Here is a 17,283-nt window from a genome sequence, read left to right as displayed (position 1 = left end):
AATTGTTGAATTGTGTCAATGAAGAAACTAACGATTAAACGCATTAAATCCTAAACAATTAAACATATACAAGTTTGTAGGTGAAATCAAAAAATAATATAACATACTATAAAGATGCAAAATATACTTGATCAGTACGAAACAGTAACAGAAGCTAATGTAAAAGAATGGTTTCATGTTGGAGAAGTTTCCGATTTTCCAGAAAATAGTGGCGCTTGTATTAAATATAAAACGAAACAGATAGCGGTTTATAATTTTACAAGAACCTCCAAATGGTATGCTACACAGAATTTATGTCCGCATAAAATGGAAATGGTATTGTCCTTAGGAATGATAGGTGATAAGGACGATATTCCTAAAGTAGCTTGCCCGATGCATAAAAAGAACTTTTCTTTAGAAGATGGTTCAAATCTAGCCGGAGAAGATTTAAAAATTGCGACCTATCCCGTTAAAATTGAAGCCGGAAATGTGTATATTGGCTTTTCAGATTAATATATACATTTTATGAAACCGACCCGATTTGAAACTGCCATAGCATTAATAGATAAAGCCAACTCCGAAGATGTTAATACTTACAGTGTTAGTGGGGTAGATTACCCAAAGGAGTTACTGTATTCGCAGCGTATGACGCGCAAGTTATTACAGTTTGAGCCAAATGCTTCAAAGGCACTACAAATTGCTGCCAGAGCGCAACACATATGCAGATGGAAAATAGCCAGAGATGAATATCCGATGGATCGTGTGGGCTATTTAAAATGGCGGGAAACCTTAAAAAAGATGCATGCCGAATTAACTACAGAAATTTTAAATTTAGTAGGTTACGATAAACAGTTTACCGATAGGATTACGCTGTTAATAAGTAAAAAAGGCATTAAGAAAAATGAAGAATCCCAAGCTTTAGAAGATACAGTTTGTCTGGTGTTTTTAGACTATTACTTCGAGGAATTTGCAGCAAAACATGATGACGAAAAAGTGATCGATATTCTTAAAAAAACCTGGGCAAAAATGTCCGATAGAGGGCATGAAGCTGCTTTAAAGCTCAATTTTTCAGATAAAAGCTTGTCTTTGATAAAGCAGGCGATTGCTTAAAACGAAATGACATGACTAAAAACGGTAATTCATTAGATCAACGTACGTTTGATAAGCTAAGCCGTTTGTACATCATTGCATTAAGTGCTATTGCGCTTTCGGTTATTATTAGCCAAATTCTTATTAGGAAACATTTAAACGTTCAACAAAGCGATTCTACGGTTATAAATATTGCCGGGAGACAACGTATGTTGAGTCAGAAATTGACAAAAGAAGTTTTTTCAATTTCTATAGAAACCGGTAAAGATAAGCGTGTTGAGTTAAAAAATGAACTGAAAAAAACGCTCAACCTTTGGGACCTGTCCCATCATGCACTTCAAGAAGGAAATGATAGCCTTGGGTTGCCAGGAAACAATAGTGATGCTATCTCTATGATGTTTAAAGACATTGATTTGTCTTTCAATGCTATGAAAGGGGCATCCTCTTCAATTATAGATAGCATTGAAGCAGATTCGATTTCAGAATTTACAGAAGAGATAAAAACGATTCGGCAAAACGAAGGCGTGTTTTTACAGCAAATGGATCAAATAGTAAATCAGTTTGATCTAGAAGCCGAGGAAAGAGTAGGTTGGTTACGTAAATTAGAAATGGTTTTAATGACCATTACCTTACTACTTTTATTGGCAGAATTCCTTTTTATATTCTGGCCAACAGCAAAAACCGTTAAGAATAGTCTTTCTGAATTATTAGAAGCTGAGAAAAAAGCTAAAAAAATGGCTTTTGATGCTGATGTTTTAAGTGAAGCAAAAGAAAAATCGATTAAGGAGTTGCGAGCTCTAAGTCATGCCATTGACGAAACATTATTGTTTGCTCGAATTGCCCCCAATGGGGTTGTTAAGCACATGGGAAACAAGTTTTCTCGTTTGTTTAAGTTTAGTAAGTTTAATACCAATGCGCTTTTCTCTAGAGTGCTATCCATACATGAAAATGAGCAAACCATTATAGACGATATTGTTTCTAATCATAAAAAAACGGGTTGGCAAGGTGAGGTAAAAGCAACAACAAAAGAGCATGTAGAGGTTTGGTTGGAAATGTCTATCATTCCTTTTAGTCCGATTGATGAAAAATCGGAATTATTAATTATAGCATCAGACATCAGTTCTAAAAAAGCTGGACAAATAGAAATAGAACGGTTAACAAAAGCTAGTTTTGAGGAGAAAATGAACCAGCAAAAAACCATTTCCAGTAAGATTATAGAAAATCAGGAAAAGGAACAAAACAGGATAGCTAAAGATGTGCATGACGGTATCGGACAAATGCTTACCGGGCTAAAATATAATCTTGAAAGTATTGATATTAAGGATATTGATAAAACTGCCGTAAAAATTGAACATTTAAAAGAACTAACATCTAATATTATAAAAGGAGTAAGAACGGCAACATTTAATTTAACACCTCCCGAATTGGCTGATTATGGTATTGTGCCTGCGATTACTAAACTTACACAAGAGCTCTCTAAACTCACAGGGAAAGATATTGTATTTTATAATAAAACGGATTTTGTGGATAGATTGGATTCGCTAGCAGAAATTAATGTCTATAGAATCGTGCAGGAAGCCATTAACAATGCTATAAAGTATGCAGAGTCCACACATATTGTAGTGTCGCTCTCGCATAGTAAAGATATGCTTAGCATTGTTGTTGACGATGATGGTAAGGGATTCGAACCGAGCAAGGTTAAAAATGTAAAAAATGGAGAAGGCGGTATGGGAATGACCTTTATGAGAGAACGTATAAAGTATATTAACGGTCGATTGTTCCTTAATTCAGAAAAAGGTAAAGGAACTCGGGTTACTTTGAATATTCCTCTAGTGTAAGTGTTGGTAAAAGTAGAGCTTGCGTGAAGTTATCATTATTTATTATAAAGAAGATATCGACTACGATCGGTATTACATTATGATTATGAGACCTGTCAGGTTATAAAAACCTGACAGGTCTGGAAAACCTTTAAGGACTAAGAACTAAATTTTAAATATGAAAAGAAAACTAATAAGTTCAGGATCTACTTTCGAAGCCAACATAGGATATTCCAGAGCAGTTGTGCAAGATAATTGGGTATTCGTTTCTGGAACTACAGGTTACGATTATAGTACCATGACAATAAGCGACGCAATTACAGAGCAAACAGAGCAATGTCTAATTAATATAAAGCATACTTTAGAACAAGCAGGCGCCAGTTTATCGGATGTGGTACGTGTAACTTACATTTTACCAGACGCTAATGAGTTTGAAAATTGTTGGCCGGTATTAAAGAAATATTTTGGTGAGATTAGACCGGCTGCCACTATGTTTTCGGCAGCACTTGCCGATGACAAAATGAAAATAGAAATTCAAGTGACGGCTTTAAAATCTAAAAATACGTAGTATTACTTAAAATTGTTATTTTTGTAGTTATAAATCAAGTTTACAGATATGATTAATGTAGTTTTGGCAGATGACCATGAATTGGTGAGGAATGGTATTAAAGCGCTTTTAGAAGATGAGCAAGGCGTTGAGGTTATAGATGAAGCATCAGATGGTAAGGAGGCATTGGAAGTTTTAACACGAACCAATCCGGATTTGTTAATTGTGGATATAAGAATGCCAGAACTTAATGGCATTGAAGTGGTTACAGAGGTAGCGAAAAAACATAAAAATGTAAAAACGTTGGTCTTATCCATGCACGATTCGGAAGAATACGTAGTTAAAGCGATTCAGGCTGGAGCTGATGGTTATTTGCTAAAAGGAGCCAGTAAAGAAGAGTTTTTAAAAGCGATTACAAAAGTAGCTTCTGGGGGTAAATATTTTACAGGGGATGTGTCTGCTATTATCATGAACAATTTTGTGAATGGAAATGCCAGCACCAAGTCAAAGAAAGAATCTGCAAAAGATCCATTTAATCTTACCAAAAGAGAAAAGCAAATACTGAGTTTAGTTTTACAGCTTAAAAACAATAAAGATATAGCCGACGAGCTTCAGATTAGTCGAAGAACAGCCGAAGTACATCGTTTTAACTTAATGAAAAAACTAGAGGTTAAGAATATTATGGAACTTAGTAATAAAGCTAAGGAATATCAGTTGGTTTAAGTTAAAGTACTGTTTTAATTTGAGTTTTGTATAGCTAGCCTGATAAATTTCTTGGTACAATTCAGGGGTGAAAAACTTTATATAACAAGTTTCGTTTTAATCTATTTATTTGTTAGTATTCTACTAATTCTATTTCTACACCATTTGGATCGTAAAAATAAATTCGAAGACCTGGATCATAATCTTCATCTATATGAATGTTTATATTTAGCTTATTAAGCTTTTTTCTATATTCGGATAAGTTGTCGACTACAAATGCAAAATGATTAACTCCATTTATACCATAATTTGGCTTGTATTTTCCAGTTTTTTCAGCTTCGAAAAATGATAGATAAATATCACCAAGGCCAACATGGCAAGCTCTAACTTTACCTATTTCTGCAACTGCAGTTCCTTCCCATTTTTTCTCAAAACCAAACAGTTTAAAATAGAAATCACAACTTTCCTCAATATTAGATACGGTAATGTTTACGTGTTCAATTTTTTTTATCATAAATAAAAAGTTCTTATTATATAGTTTTCATTTTTGTCAAAATACTTTATTTCATAGTTTTTCCCTCGAGTGGCTTCTGTTTGGTCTCCCCAAAAAACACATTTAGTTCCCGTTCCATGGTCATTTTATTTTCACCAAATGAAACCTTAGCAGTATAGGCGTGCGGTGTTTCATCAATATACATCATGAGTTGCAGCGTGTCTTTAGTTATCCATGCTGCCGAGGTAGCTACTGACTGTTTACCTATCTCGGAGAATTTGTAATAACCTTCTTGATATTCACCAAAACCTATGGGTAGGGTATATGTACTATCTGCACTTTTAAATACTATAGATTTTTCGTCACCGGTCATATTAAACGTAATGTTTTGTAAGCCCCAGTTATTGTTATCTAAAGTGTAAGTTTCTCCGGAAATCTCTTCCGCTTTGGACGAGGTTTTTTCTCCTTCTACAGGAGAGAGTTTCAGATTAGCTGTTTTCTCCCGTAAAATTTGCAATAAAGAGTCGTTCTGTTTTAAAGGTTCATTCTTAAAAGCAGGTAAAAGATGGTCCCAAGCGAGGTTCATAATCTTCTTCATATTTTGGGTGCCAGAAGTCATTGCTAAAACGGCGTCCTGCTCTGGCATAACAATGCAGAATTGCCCAAAAGCACCATCTCCGCGATAAAATCCGTGGCGACACATCCAGAACTGATAGCCGTAGCCTTGTTCCCAGTCACTGTTAGGATCGCTACCATTAGAGGTTTGAAAGGACGTGGCTTCTTCTACCCAGGCTTCTGGAACAAGTTGTACATCATTCCATTTGCCTTTTTGAAGGTATAGTTGCCCGAACTTAGCAATATCTTCTGTACGTAGATGTAATCCCCATCCACCAAAGTCGATACCGTTTACATTTTGATCCCACGTTGGGTTTTCGATCTTCAATGGATCAAAGAGTCTTGGCATTAAATAATCTCTTAGTCGCTCTCCAGTTACTTTCGTGATGATTGCAGATAGCATAAATGTAGCCATGCTGTTGTAAACAAAGTGAGTACCTGGTTTGTGTTCTACTTTGGCAGAAAGGAATCCTTTTACCCAGCTTTCTTTATTTTGTGTAGTGGCAGCCCAAGGTTCTAGGTTATGACCACTGTTCATTTTTAGTAAATCCCGAATGCGCATGGCTTTTAAATTTGGCGAAATACTATCGGGAGTTTCTTCTGGAAAAAAGCTAATAACAGAATCGTTAATAGAAAGTAATCCTTCTTCTTGTGCTATTCCAATGGCGGTAGAAGTAAAGCTCTTGCTTAAGGAATATAAAGAATGGGGGGCTTCTTGTTCATACGGATCCCACCATCCGCTCGCTACTTCCTTGCCATGACGTAGCATGTAAAAACTATGCAGGCTATTAGGAAGTTCTTTTTCGGCAGCGTTAATAAAATCAAGAATTGCCTGAGAAGAGATACCAAGGGATTCTGGAGTAGCGTTCTCTGTTATTTCAGTTTTTTTTTGAGATGGATTTTTGCAACTTATAAACCCTAAGATAATTAGTAGAAAAAATGTATGACAAAAGTATTTCATTGCTATGGATTTGGGTTTAAATAAAAATAAGTAAAAAGCTACGCTAATTTAATGAATCAAATCCAAAGTTTACTATCAATAATTCATAAGTTGGGTGACAATAAATAATTAGGACATTCATCTTAAATCTCAATTAATGTTGAGTTACCAGAACTATTGTCTTTGCAGGTCCATTGCCATATTTCTTTTAATCTGATTTTTCCATTTTCAGTTTTTTCAGGGTATGATTTGCAGTTTCCAGTCATTAGTTCATTTTCTTTGTTTATATGCTGGTATACAAATTCTATATGGTTATCAATAACTTTTCCAATAATATTACCTTTTACAATTTGCCCACCACTATATTCTGCCCAAATGATATTATCTTTTTGATTATAAGAAAATATGGTTTGGTCTGAAACCTCCCCATTTTTAGAATTGAATTCAGATTTGAATTTTTTATTATTTAGGTTGATATTCATTTTCGTATTACTCAAATGTTCGTTAAGGGGCATGGTTTAGCATTTAGCCAAATTTACAATTTTACGGTTATTTTTCTTTTAAATGTCAAATTGTAAATTTGGTAGACTTTGTTTAAGGTCCGTATTAATTATAGGACACGATATTGGCAGTAGTTGTTTTTTATTCAACCAATTCAATTGCTTCAATAGCAATTCCTTTACCACAATATTCAGATTCATCAGACCAATTCAGTTGAACAGATAAAGGAAATGTTGAGTTTTGTAAATCAATATTTTCCTTTTAGATTGAATTCATTTGAGGGTTCATTAAGATATAAGAAAGAAGTAGTCGTCCAATTACCACTTTCTATCTTTTGGTTACCCCAATTCCAGTTTTTCCCTATTTCAATTTTGATACTTTCTTTAAACCATAGAGGTTCTTGAATGTGGTATCTGTATAGAACTATCTTCAAATTATTATGCTTATCAGTTTCAACTAAAGGTCTGCCAATATATTGATAAGTATATGTATTATGTTCATCTTCTCTGTCCCACCAAGCCGAACCAAAAAAATCATCAAGTGTTTTAATATATAAACTGGGTTTTTGATTGTTTGATTTAGAATCTAAAAAGATGGTAACAGGTCTTGTGTACCAAGGCCAATTTTTAAAGGGGTTTCTCTGGTATAGTGAAAGATGTGTGCCCAAATACCTTCCTTTGCCATTTAACTCAGGCAGTATTAAGAATGGTTCATCTGCTGATAAATCAATTGAGTTTTGCCAATAAGTATGTAAGTACATTGCATCTTTTTCAATTACTTTGGATTCAATATCAATTCCGAAAAATAACTCGAACTCCTTATCTAAACTATTCTTTACCTCCAACCTTGCCGTTTTTCTAAAAGGCATTGGGATGGTAGAAGCAAATAATAATTGATTGTTTGTAGAGTGAAAAAAATGATTTTCTATGGCTTGAAGTTTTAAAGGTTGACAGAAAAAATCTGCAAGAGGAACTGAAACAGCTGCGCTTTCACTGTTTTCCCAATATATGTTGATGATTACGTTTTTGGCCAGTTCAATATTTTCTTTATCATTTGAAGGAAAAGTAGTTAACCAAAGTTTTTTAATAATTCCTGGTCCTTCGATTTCAGTAAAAACCTTACTTGAATTAGCTTTCACAATTGTTGATTCCCAAATACTTTTGGTTTTCACATCTTCTTGATAATTATAGATTTGTCCCATTACATTTAAATGACAGAATATTACTAATACTGAATTTATTAGTATGAATTTCATGTTTATTCTTTCTTAAGGATTTTTTTAAATTTACTTCTAACTAACGTGTTCGTATATGGTTTGTAGTGTTAGGAGGTAAGTTAGCAAAAAATAACAAGAGCTCGAAAATTCTACAGAATTTCCTAAACTATCTTTTAAATACTACGAACTATAAGATACTTTGTTGTAGCACGTTTTATATGAATTAGCATTATATTTATTTGATTATTTCGAAAAGTGATTCTTTTATCTTATTTACTTACTGCAGTTGTTGATTGATTTTGGTCTTTTTTGCAACTATTACCGTAATTACCTTCACCCTTCTTTGAGAACTTTTATATCAAATTAGCAATTAAGACACCGAAACATATCATTACCAGCTTTGGTAAATTAAACTTATGACCTTCACCAGTTTCAAATAAAATAGTTGTAGCAATATGTAAAAAGATACCGATCACTATAGCATTAACTATATCTACATATTCAGTAGCTAAGACAGTATTATTAGATATGTAGGTACCTAAAGGTGTCATTGCCATAAATACTACCAAGAAACCAATAATTTGTACTTTACTATAGCTAGATTGTAATAAAAAGGTAGTTATTAATGTCGCTATAGGGATTTTATGAATTAATACTCCATACACCATATCGTTGTGATGATGAATAGGAAACCCTTCTAAAAAACTATGAATACAAAGGCTTATAAATAGTACCCAGGGAAATTCTTTATCTTCTTTATGTGTATTTACATGGCCATGTTCTATGCCTTTAGATAAAAATTCTAAAATAATTTGCAATAAGATACCGCACATTATAAAAAGTCCGGTTTGCTTGGCACCTAAATGATGATATACTTCTGGCAATAAATCCAAGAGTGTTAATGCTAGCAGAAATGCGCCACTAAATGATAATAAGAGTTTAGTGCCTATTGATTTTTGTTTTTTGGTTACAAAAGCAATAATTACACCGATAACAATGGCAAAAACTGGAAGTAAATACTTATTCATAATTATATCTGTAAAAATTATACCTGGGTCTATTCTTATTTTTCTATTCTTTATTACTCTTCGTTTTTGTAGAATAAGTTTTACTAACAATTTTCCACTTCCCGTCAATTTTTAATAGATGCATAAAGTCAATATAAGAAAAGGTGTCATATTCCAGTTCTAACTGAGCGTTGGCAGCATCTCCTGCTGTATTTATAGCCATAATACTGGTTTTTGTTTTTACAGGATCATTTGCGTTGACATACGCGCTTAACGCTTCAATAGCATTTACTTCTTCATATTTTTTGTCTATCCACTTCATGGTGGCATTTGGATGAAATGCTTTTTCAAAAGACTTTGCATTGTGCTTAGTCATTCCATCGAGGTAATAATTGATCGTTTTTTCAATCAATTGTATATCGTTATTTTGTGCTTGTACTTGAGTCATAAAAATTGTGATTAAGATGAATACGAAAAATATTTTTTTCATGATAAATTATTTTAAATTTCTGATGCTAAAATGTTAAGGACGTAATGCAACTTTAAGCGTTCCAGAAGAACGATCACGCATCAAATCATACCCTTTTTCTGCCTCTGATAGAGGTAAAATATCAGTAAAAATCTTGCTTGGGTCAATAACACCTCTTTCTACTATTGGAAGTAATTTTTCCATATATGCTGCTACATTTACAACACCAGTATGAATGGTTATATTTCTAAACAAAGCTGATGAATAGGGTTGTTCAACTGGTTCATAAAGATGTCCAAATCCTAGAACACTTATCGATGCACCAGCTTGAGTCATTTCCATACCTTGTGTAATTGCTGTTTTATTACCTACAGAATCGATCACAGAATTTGCACCTCGTCCATTTGTAAGTGATTTTACAAATTCTACAGGGTCTTCATTTTTTGAATTCACTACATGGGTTGCTCCTATAGTTTTTGCTAATTCTAATCGACTATTATGTCGTCCTACTAAAATAATAGTAGATGGGCCGAATAATGTAGCAGCCATTATAGCGCTTAAACCTACTGCGCCATCACCAATAACTACTACGGTTTCTCCTGTCTTGATATTCGCATTTAATGCACCATGATAACCGGTAGCAAAATTATCTCCTAATGGAAGCACTTTTGTGTCATGCTCATCTCCAGTTAAACCTTCTGGAAGCTTAAATAGTGAAGAATTACCGTAAGGAACACGTATAAATTCGGCTTGGCCTCCCTGAATATCATCACCTCCATGTTGAGCAAATAGGGGAGTTCCAAATAAACCTCCATGATCACATGCTGAAGGTAAATCGCGCTTGCAATAGTAACAATCTCCGTCAACAAACATTGCTGAAGCTATGACACGGTCTCCAACTTTTAACGAATGAATATCTTTACCTACTTGGTCTACGACGCCAACAAATTCGTGACCTATCCGCATCCCTTCATATAACCCCATTTCTGGTCCGTTTTGGGTAAATTCTAAATCTGCACCGCAAACACCTGCAAGTGTAATACGTACAATAACATCATCATCTTTTAATAGTTGGGGTTTTGGTATGTCTACAACCTCAATTTTTGCTCGTTCTTTATAAACAACTGCTTTCATAATAAATTATTTACTTTTTTTATTTTTTAAAAGAATACGGTTTGGTTTTATAGAACTAATGGTTGAATAAAATGTAAACCAGTATCTGTCAATTATTGACATGACAAAGTTGCGTCATAATTGAATAAGCAAATATGATATGTGTTAAGAAAAAAGCTTGACCTTTATCAAGGAATAAAATTGATATAAATCAATTTTTATTTATGACCGTGAGCGAATTCTACTTATTGATTCTGGAGAAATGCCTAAGTATGATGCTAAGACGTACTGCGGTACTCTGTTTGCTATTTGAGGATATTTATTAACGTATTCCCAATATCTCTCTTCAGAGGTTTTGCTAATATTAGAAATGGTTCTTTTGTAAGAATAGGACATAGATCTTTCTGTAAATAATCTAAAATATTGACATAAAGAATGTATTCTACTACATAATTCTTCAACATCTTCATATTTCATTTGTAAAATTAAAGAATCCTCAAGTGCTTCAGCATAATATTCTGCAGGAGTTCTGTGTATATAACTGTAAAAGTCTGTAAAAAACCAATCTTCGACTGCAATAATTACAGTATGTTCTTTTCCTAAATCATCTAAATAAAAAACTCTAACCGCACCTTTTACAATATAGTTTCGATATTCGGATACAAACCCTGGTTGTACAACAAATTGTCTTTTCTTTATTCTAGTGGTCTTTAATATGGAAGTAAATTGCTTTATTTCATCATCAGATAGTTGAACATATCTGGCTATGTTATCCAATATTCCTTTGTATATACTCATCGATTTATGTTTTTGACTCTTGTCAATGTCTAGGTTATGGGTAGTACGGAAATTAAAAGTAGTAAACTTTCGATTAAGCACTTAGCCAAAACTTATTATTTTGTTTTATCTTTTTCTTTATATATCCATACCAAAAGATTCGGCGGACTTCATTTAAAGCTCTAAACTTTGGATTAAACACCAAAATTCGTATTAATCATAGCCATTGCGCCTGTTGCACAAGCACTATGTAAATATAAAGAAATTACGTATTTTGTGTTGTGCAAGGCAAGAAAGAATACCAAGAAAAATTATTCGCTCAGTTCCAACTAAGCGAACGTATTCCCAAGGAGAATTTTTATAGAGCTTGTGCAATTAACAAACGTTTTTATTTATTCAAAGGGTCTACTTGTTTATAACATTCCTTTATTTGATTGTTGGTCAATAGATAAAGTTGAGAAAACGCTGATTTGTTATCTGAGTATCCTGAAATGTGTTCTTTGTTCTCCTTTATCCATTCAATGGCCACATCTACAATCCTTTTATTTGCTTTGATATGCCCATAATCGCCAATAATACTGGTTACCATTCCAGATAACTCTAATCTAGGTTCCGGTGCAAAAATAATTTGCGAAAGTTTTCCTCGGAATTCTCGTATTTCATTGCTCCAACCTTCAAACTCTTCTGGCATATACTTTTGGTCAATGCTGTGCCTACCTTCATGTGCAAGCATGGAAGCTTCCATTCTATATTGCTCGTATTTCGACAAGAATGCCAACTTTAAAGCTTTCCCTGATAAGTCTTTTGAGACAAGGCCGTTATAGAGATCATTTATGGCATCGAATCTTAATTTTGCAGCTAAACCTTTTGCGGTTTCTAACTGATTTTCAGTCGAATTATCCAAGAACTCATTGATTATCTTTTCTGTCTTACGCCGTTCAACAGAATCCGTGGCCGTTTTCCAAGCATTGATGGGGCCACTCAAATAGACTTCCCTTACCCGTATTATTTCATTATCTGTGGCCCACCCACCGATGGCTTTATGTTCCCAAAACCAGCTTGAAAAACCATTTGAAACCATCATATCTATTTGAGTATAGGTAAATTCGGGTTGATAACCATATTGCTCCACTTTTGCTTTTTCCTGATTTACGATGTGACCAAGCGCTAAAACGTAGCCACTATAATTGCCAGTACCGCCGGTAAATCCTCTGGCACCAAAATGTTCTTCTGTTTCTTTTAAAAAATCTTCTTCGCTATATTCGTTCTGAGCAGTAAAGGAGAGTTTGTTCCAAAGTTCTTTTCTTTTATTGTTTAACCATTCTATATAGGCGGTTTCATTTTCTTGCGCAATGGCAATTAGGCGATAGTATTCATTGGTTTCTTTTTCGACTTCATTCAGATATTGTGAGTATGTAATGGCATCTCTTGTTTTTGGAGTATAGCACGATTCATCACAATTTTTTTTGACATAAACTGGTATAAATTCATAAAACCTCGATGAGGAAAGCGCATCGATTAACACTTCTTGATTTGAAACAGATAACGTATTTCCATTCCAATTTTTACAAATCTGATTTAGCTTTTTGGCCGGATCCTTTAAATATGGACTAACCTGTTGAATATCCTGAATTTGAAAGTAAGACTGCCAAGCCTTTATAACATTATCACCATCATTATTCAATAAAGCTATACCCAGTAAGAGTTTAGAAGGTAGGGGCAAACCGGCATCAGTTTCTAAAACTTTGGAAAGTAGTGTAGTGGTTTTCATTAGCAAACTTGTATCAACTGAGCCACTTTTAGTTAGTTGGTGCATAGAAGAAGTGTATACGGCATTGGCATATTCGGTATTTGCCTTATTTACTTCATTTTCTGATTGTGCAAATTCTTTGGCATTAATTGCAGCATATAACGCATCATTAAAATGTTGGGATGCTCTTTCAATTCTGCTAAGGAGCATCCAAGTTTCGTATTTTTTACTGCCAATGGTATCCGCTTTTTGTAATCTTTCTTTTGCTAAATCATAATTTTGATAATATTTCCAGTCCTGATGTGCCAATCTTCTTAATGCTTTACACTTTTGTTCATCCTGAATCGTATCTACAGTAAGGATCGATTCTAATATTGAATAGGACTCTATTAAGTTGAAATGGTCGTAAGCTGCATCTGAAGATGCTATTGTGCTTTCCTGCGCCTTTAGTACGCAACTGGTTGAAAATAAAAAGAGGAAAAAGAGTAATTGCTTCATCTTGGCATTATTAATATTTTTTTTTGAACATCCATTATGGATGAATAGTTGACAAAGTAACTCTAATTGAATAATCTAAAATTGTATCAGGTTAACTATTTTAAGAGCATTCTAAATTGATGTGGCGTAATCCTATTAGAAGCTTTGAAAGTCTTTATAAAGTGTGATTCATCAAAAAAACCGCATTCCGAGGCAATTTGTGCAATAGAGCTCCTCTCAACAAATAGTTTTTTTGTAGCACTCTTAATTTTACACTCCATTTGGTATTGCCCTATGGTAATGCCAAAATGCTCCTTAAAGACTCTGGACATGTAATTAGGATGAACAAACACGCGCTCAGATAAAGTTAGTAAAGAATGGTTTTTCTCAATTTCGTTGTCCAGAATCCGAACTAATTTACCTAACCAAGGTTTTCTTAAAGGACTAATTGCCTTTTCTCCACTGGTTATCAATTGCATCAGTAGCTCCTCAAAAAAATCAATTTTCTGATACTTTAAAAAGTCTATAAGCAAGTGTAGTGCCGATGGATGGTTTTGTATGTTTTTGATTTGGGGCTTGATCTTTTTTGAATCTATTTGGTGTTTATCAAACCATCTAGGATCAAACTCGATGTTCAAGCATTTGGTTTCTTCTGTTATAAATTGGTTTTTATGTTCGTGATGCGCTGGTCTATATAGAACATTGCTGGGAAAAACAATTTTTTGAGAATCTAGGGTTGTCTCGGAATATCGTCCAGAGAGTAGAATACTCAAATAAGCATTGCTATGTGCATGGAATTTTGATTTGGACTTTTTATGAAGCGTACTTTTTACCGAAATCATATCGGTCTCATAGGATTTTATAGTTTGTCCTAAGTATTGCCCTTCATATAGTATATGTTCACGCATTAAAATGTTTGCTAATGGTTAGTATAAATGGTCGTTTTAATGCCATTTATACCTTGTTGTATCCAGTTGCTTTTTAGAAATCAGCTTCATATCCATGTCCGTTTTTTCCATAAAAAATCAACCAATTTGCAAGTGAATATATTAGGTGTAGTCTACTTTTTATGTGTCCAGACCATTCATCTGGAGCTTCTCGTTGCTTTTTTAGATAAATCAAATCATGTTTTTTAGCAATTTCATCAGCTTTATTGATCAATTTATATCCATATTCTAATGTTCCTTCAGCTAAACTTGATCCGTAAATGCCATATACAAGATCACCTATTAAGTCTTCACAATTCCGCAGGTATTCCCCTCTAAATCCATTTCTATATCCTGCTCTAGCACAATATTTACCAATGGGAACACCTTCTATTTCCTTTGCAAGTTCTATAACATAAAAGCCTTTATTTTTTTTAATTAAAGTTTTATCTGATAATTTTTCATTATCAGTTTTGTTGGATTTTAAAAACCAATTGTCAGCTTCATCATCATAACCAACCCTAGGCGCTTTGATAGTATCGAAAGAGCTAATAGAGTTTTGATGCCATTCTCTCAATAACTTTCTTTGCAATCGATATTTCTTTTTAATGAATAATTCAATAATGGATGGAGATTTTGAATAATCCTCATCTTGCATATCCTTTAGAATATTAAATATTTCTTTAAATCTATCTTCATAACCAAGCTTAGGTTTTGGAAGAGGTGTTAAATCTAATCCCATATTTATTTCTTATTGGCTACAACGGTTTTCTTTATGATTTCGTTGCGTGTTTCAGTAACTAATTTAGCAAATACAAACCGAATAGAAAATCCGCGAGGATTTTCGTAAGTAGGCGAGTACTAGCAATGAATTATACACGTTTTTGTTGTGCTTTAGTGCTTTTTCGTTTTTTTATTTTCCAAATTATATGTGTCGTAATTCCTGTGATTGTTCCGAAAATCCAAAATCCGAGTGTTATTCCGAGTATTGGCATTCCGCAATTAATTCTGTCTGTTCTTGGTTCTGGGTAAAAGAATTTTGGAAAAACAAAAAAATAACAGATTAGTAAAATCAATAGAATTAAAAAATTCGGAAGTTTAGTTTTGTATTTATCGTTCAAATAATACAATCCAAATTGAATTAATGAAATTCCGATGATAAAAAGTAAAATCATTTAATTCAGCTTTTGTTAATATAAAATCCTTTTTCTTTAGTTTCAAGATTTTCTATTATTAATTCTTTGCCATAACAGAAAATCACCTTCGCTTTTCCTTGATTTGTTTCAATTATTCTATTGTTAATTTCAAAAGAGTTTTTTGCTAACCAATCTCCAATATGAGTTCCTTCAGCGTATTTCCAGTCTTGTTTTTCAATAAAAGACGAAGAATTACTGTAAAATCCTAAAATCAAAACAATTCCGATTATTACACCTAATATTTTAAAAATCCATTTTTTCATTTTTCCGAAATTGTTCTTTTGAGTTCTTTTGTTCGTTAAGAGACATGGTTTACACAAGTTAAAGATTAGACTTTACACTAAATTAGTTTCTAACCTTATGTTAGTTTTTTTATTTCTTAATTCATTTTCATTAAAGAAACCTAAAAATACGTTTCTGTAAAACACTTTCCAAATACCGTTACCAAGATTTTGGATTCCTACATATTTACCTTTTAGAGCACTTGTTAAATATACCCAATAATAGGACCTCCATCTGATAGCTCCGTTTTGAGTTACTTTAAGAACTTTATGGTCTAAATCATAATCAAAGAGAGGTGTTTTTTCGGGAAAAGGTCTGGTCTCAAAATTATGGACAGAAGCGGGTGTTTTCATGCCTAAAGCCTCATGGGGTCTTATGTGATTATATTCCTTTACAAAATGGTTTAATCTGCGTTGTTGGGCTTTTAGATCATAAGCAGAAGGTCTGGCACATGCCGCCTTTAAGTCACGGTGCATGCGTTCGTGCCTTCCGTTTTGCTCAGGGTGGGCAGGGTCAGAAAACACAGGGGTAATCCCAAGTTCAATAAACCAATAAGAGAGTTGGGTATAGCGTTGGATGGCTCTTACAGAACCAAAGGGGCTACCGTTATCTGTATGGATTTGTTTAGGCATACCATACTTTCTAAAGACCTTTGTAAACTCAGTTTTAGCAGACTTTAAGTTTTCCTTATAATGCCCTTTAGCCGTAAACAAAAAACGACTTTTGGAATCTGCAATGGTTAGCGGGTGACAATAGATCTTATTGCCCATTAAAAACTTTCCTTTATAATCTGCACTCCATACTTCATTACATGATTTGGGGTCGAAAATAGGGAACACAGGTTTGACCCTTCTCATTCGTTTTTGAGGACAGACCAGACCATTTTTCTTGAGTATGTTGTGGACAGTAACCACAGAAGGAACTATTTCTTTATTGAAATCGTTAAACAAAAGTATTCTGATTTTTTTAGCTCCCCAACGTGGATATTTAGCCTTTAATTTAATAATAGCTTTAACAATATTCTCACCCGTAGCGTTAGGATGTTCTCTGGGTGCTCTTGACTGCTCTTTTAGACCGTCATAACCTTGATTTTCGAATCTGGAAATCAGCTTGTAGGCTGTTGGTCTTGAGATTCCAAAGTTTTTGCATAATTCTGTGATGGTATATTTCCCAGTTCTCCATTCACAGATAAATTCAATTTTTTGTTCCATAGTTGTAGTTGCTTTCCAAGGCATGATAATTTGATTTTTATCTCAAATTACAACCTAAAAAAGTGTAAACTATGTCCCTTTAACTTTGTAAACTATGTGCCTTTACCATACCCTTTTTATGATTAACGGTTCGGCTATGAGTAGTTGCGAGGGTTAGCACTTAACTTTGCAAGTAC

General features: G+C 33.7%; 18 protein-coding genes. 5 read left to right on the top strand and 13 right to left on the bottom strand.

Annotated features, from left to right (window positions below; genetic code table 11):
- Positions 1-114 precede the first annotated feature (114 nt).
- The 5 genes from nirD to C1H87_RS02680 all read left to right on the top strand — a co-directional run bounded on the left by nirD (position 115) and on the right by C1H87_RS02680 (position 4,155).
- Positions 115-492 (top strand): nitrite reductase small subunit NirD, encoded by a 378-nt coding sequence (gene nirD, locus C1H87_RS02700; RefSeq protein ID WP_102754340.1) that lies wholly within the window; start codon positions 115-117, stop codon positions 490-492.
- Positions 493-504: 12 nt separating this feature from the next.
- Positions 505-1,089: a DUF4202 domain-containing protein gene (locus C1H87_RS02695; RefSeq protein ID WP_102754339.1), complete on the top strand. Its 585-nt coding sequence runs from the start codon at positions 505-507 to the stop codon at positions 1,087-1,089.
- A gap of 11 nt (positions 1,090-1,100) precedes the next feature.
- On the top strand, positions 1,101-2,906 hold the full coding sequence (locus tag C1H87_RS02690; protein ID WP_102754338.1) for an ATP-binding protein: 1,806 nt from the start codon (positions 1,101-1,103) through the stop codon (positions 2,904-2,906).
- 157 nt (positions 2,907-3,063) lie between these two features.
- Positions 3,064-3,453 (top strand): RidA family protein, encoded by a 390-nt coding sequence (locus C1H87_RS02685; RefSeq protein WP_102754337.1) that lies wholly within the window; start codon positions 3,064-3,066, stop codon positions 3,451-3,453.
- A gap of 48 nt (positions 3,454-3,501) precedes the next feature.
- Positions 3,502-4,155: a response regulator transcription factor gene (locus tag C1H87_RS02680; RefSeq protein ID WP_102754336.1), complete on the top strand. Its 654-nt coding sequence runs from the start codon at positions 3,502-3,504 to the stop codon at positions 4,153-4,155.
- Positions 4,156-4,267: 112 nt separating this feature from the next.
- Here the strand turns inward: C1H87_RS02680 and C1H87_RS02675 are convergent, their stop codons facing one another.
- From C1H87_RS02675 to C1H87_RS02610, 13 genes are all read right to left on the bottom strand, one after another.
- Entirely contained in the window at positions 4,268-4,648 is a 381-nt protein-coding gene (locus C1H87_RS02675; protein ID WP_102754335.1) for a VOC family protein, read from the bottom strand.
- 46 nt (positions 4,649-4,694) lie between these two features.
- Positions 4,695-6,203: a serine hydrolase domain-containing protein gene (locus tag C1H87_RS02670; RefSeq protein ID WP_102754334.1), complete on the bottom strand. Its 1,509-nt coding sequence runs from the start codon at positions 6,201-6,203 to the stop codon at positions 4,695-4,697.
- Positions 6,204-6,325: 122 nt separating this feature from the next.
- Positions 6,326-6,697 (bottom strand): n-acetylglutamate synthase, encoded by a 372-nt coding sequence (locus C1H87_RS02665; protein ID WP_233783309.1) that lies wholly within the window; start codon positions 6,695-6,697, stop codon positions 6,326-6,328.
- A 233-nt stretch (positions 6,698-6,930) separates the two neighbouring features.
- Entirely contained in the window at positions 6,931-7,884 is a 954-nt protein-coding gene (locus C1H87_RS02660; protein ID WP_158655103.1) for a DUF2961 domain-containing protein, read from the bottom strand.
- A gap of 368 nt (positions 7,885-8,252) precedes the next feature.
- A complete protein-coding gene (locus C1H87_RS02655; RefSeq protein WP_102758155.1) occupies positions 8,253-8,927 on the bottom strand; it encodes a ZIP family metal transporter in 675 nt (224 codons plus the stop codon).
- A gap of 43 nt (positions 8,928-8,970) precedes the next feature.
- Positions 8,971-9,396, bottom strand: a complete 426-nt coding sequence (locus tag C1H87_RS02650) for a nuclear transport factor 2 family protein (protein WP_102754331.1) — start codon at positions 9,394-9,396, stop codon at positions 8,971-8,973.
- Positions 9,397-9,429: 33 nt separating this feature from the next.
- Positions 9,430-10,509 carry a zinc-dependent alcohol dehydrogenase gene (locus C1H87_RS02645; RefSeq protein WP_102754330.1) on the bottom strand — a complete coding sequence of 360 codons (1,080 nt, stop codon included), beginning with the start codon at positions 10,507-10,509 and terminating at the stop codon, positions 9,430-9,432.
- Positions 10,510-10,710: 201 nt separating this feature from the next.
- The gene (locus tag C1H87_RS02640) at positions 10,711-11,286 is read right to left on the bottom strand and encodes a Crp/Fnr family transcriptional regulator (RefSeq protein ID WP_102754329.1); all 576 of its coding nucleotides are present in this window, start codon (positions 11,284-11,286) and stop codon (positions 10,711-10,713) included.
- Positions 11,287-11,653: 367 nt separating this feature from the next.
- Positions 11,654-13,513 carry a hypothetical protein gene (locus C1H87_RS02635; protein ID WP_102754328.1) on the bottom strand — a complete coding sequence of 620 codons (1,860 nt, stop codon included), beginning with the start codon at positions 13,511-13,513 and terminating at the stop codon, positions 11,654-11,656.
- A 95-nt stretch (positions 13,514-13,608) separates the two neighbouring features.
- Positions 13,609-14,400: a helix-turn-helix domain-containing protein gene (locus C1H87_RS02630; RefSeq protein WP_102754327.1), complete on the bottom strand. Its 792-nt coding sequence runs from the start codon at positions 14,398-14,400 to the stop codon at positions 13,609-13,611.
- Positions 14,401-14,473: 73 nt separating this feature from the next.
- Positions 14,474-15,160 (bottom strand): hypothetical protein, encoded by a 687-nt coding sequence (locus C1H87_RS02625; RefSeq protein ID WP_102754326.1) that lies wholly within the window; start codon positions 15,158-15,160, stop codon positions 14,474-14,476.
- Between the two features lie 438 nt (positions 15,161-15,598).
- Positions 15,599-15,877 carry a hypothetical protein gene (locus tag C1H87_RS02615; protein WP_102754324.1) on the bottom strand — a complete coding sequence of 93 codons (279 nt, stop codon included), beginning with the start codon at positions 15,875-15,877 and terminating at the stop codon, positions 15,599-15,601.
- A gap of 72 nt (positions 15,878-15,949) precedes the next feature.
- A complete protein-coding gene (locus C1H87_RS02610; protein WP_102754320.1) occupies positions 15,950-17,131 on the bottom strand; it encodes an integrase core domain-containing protein in 1,182 nt (393 codons plus the stop codon).
- Between the last annotated feature and the right edge of the window lie 152 nt (positions 17,132-17,283).

The sequence above is a fragment of the Flavivirga eckloniae genome (genome assembly GCF_002886045.1).
GTDB classification, from domain to species: Bacteria; Bacteroidota; Bacteroidia; order Flavobacteriales; family Flavobacteriaceae; genus Flavivirga; species Flavivirga eckloniae.
Note: the sequence above shows the minus strand (reverse complement) of the source record. Positions and strands in the feature narration are given on the sequence as shown.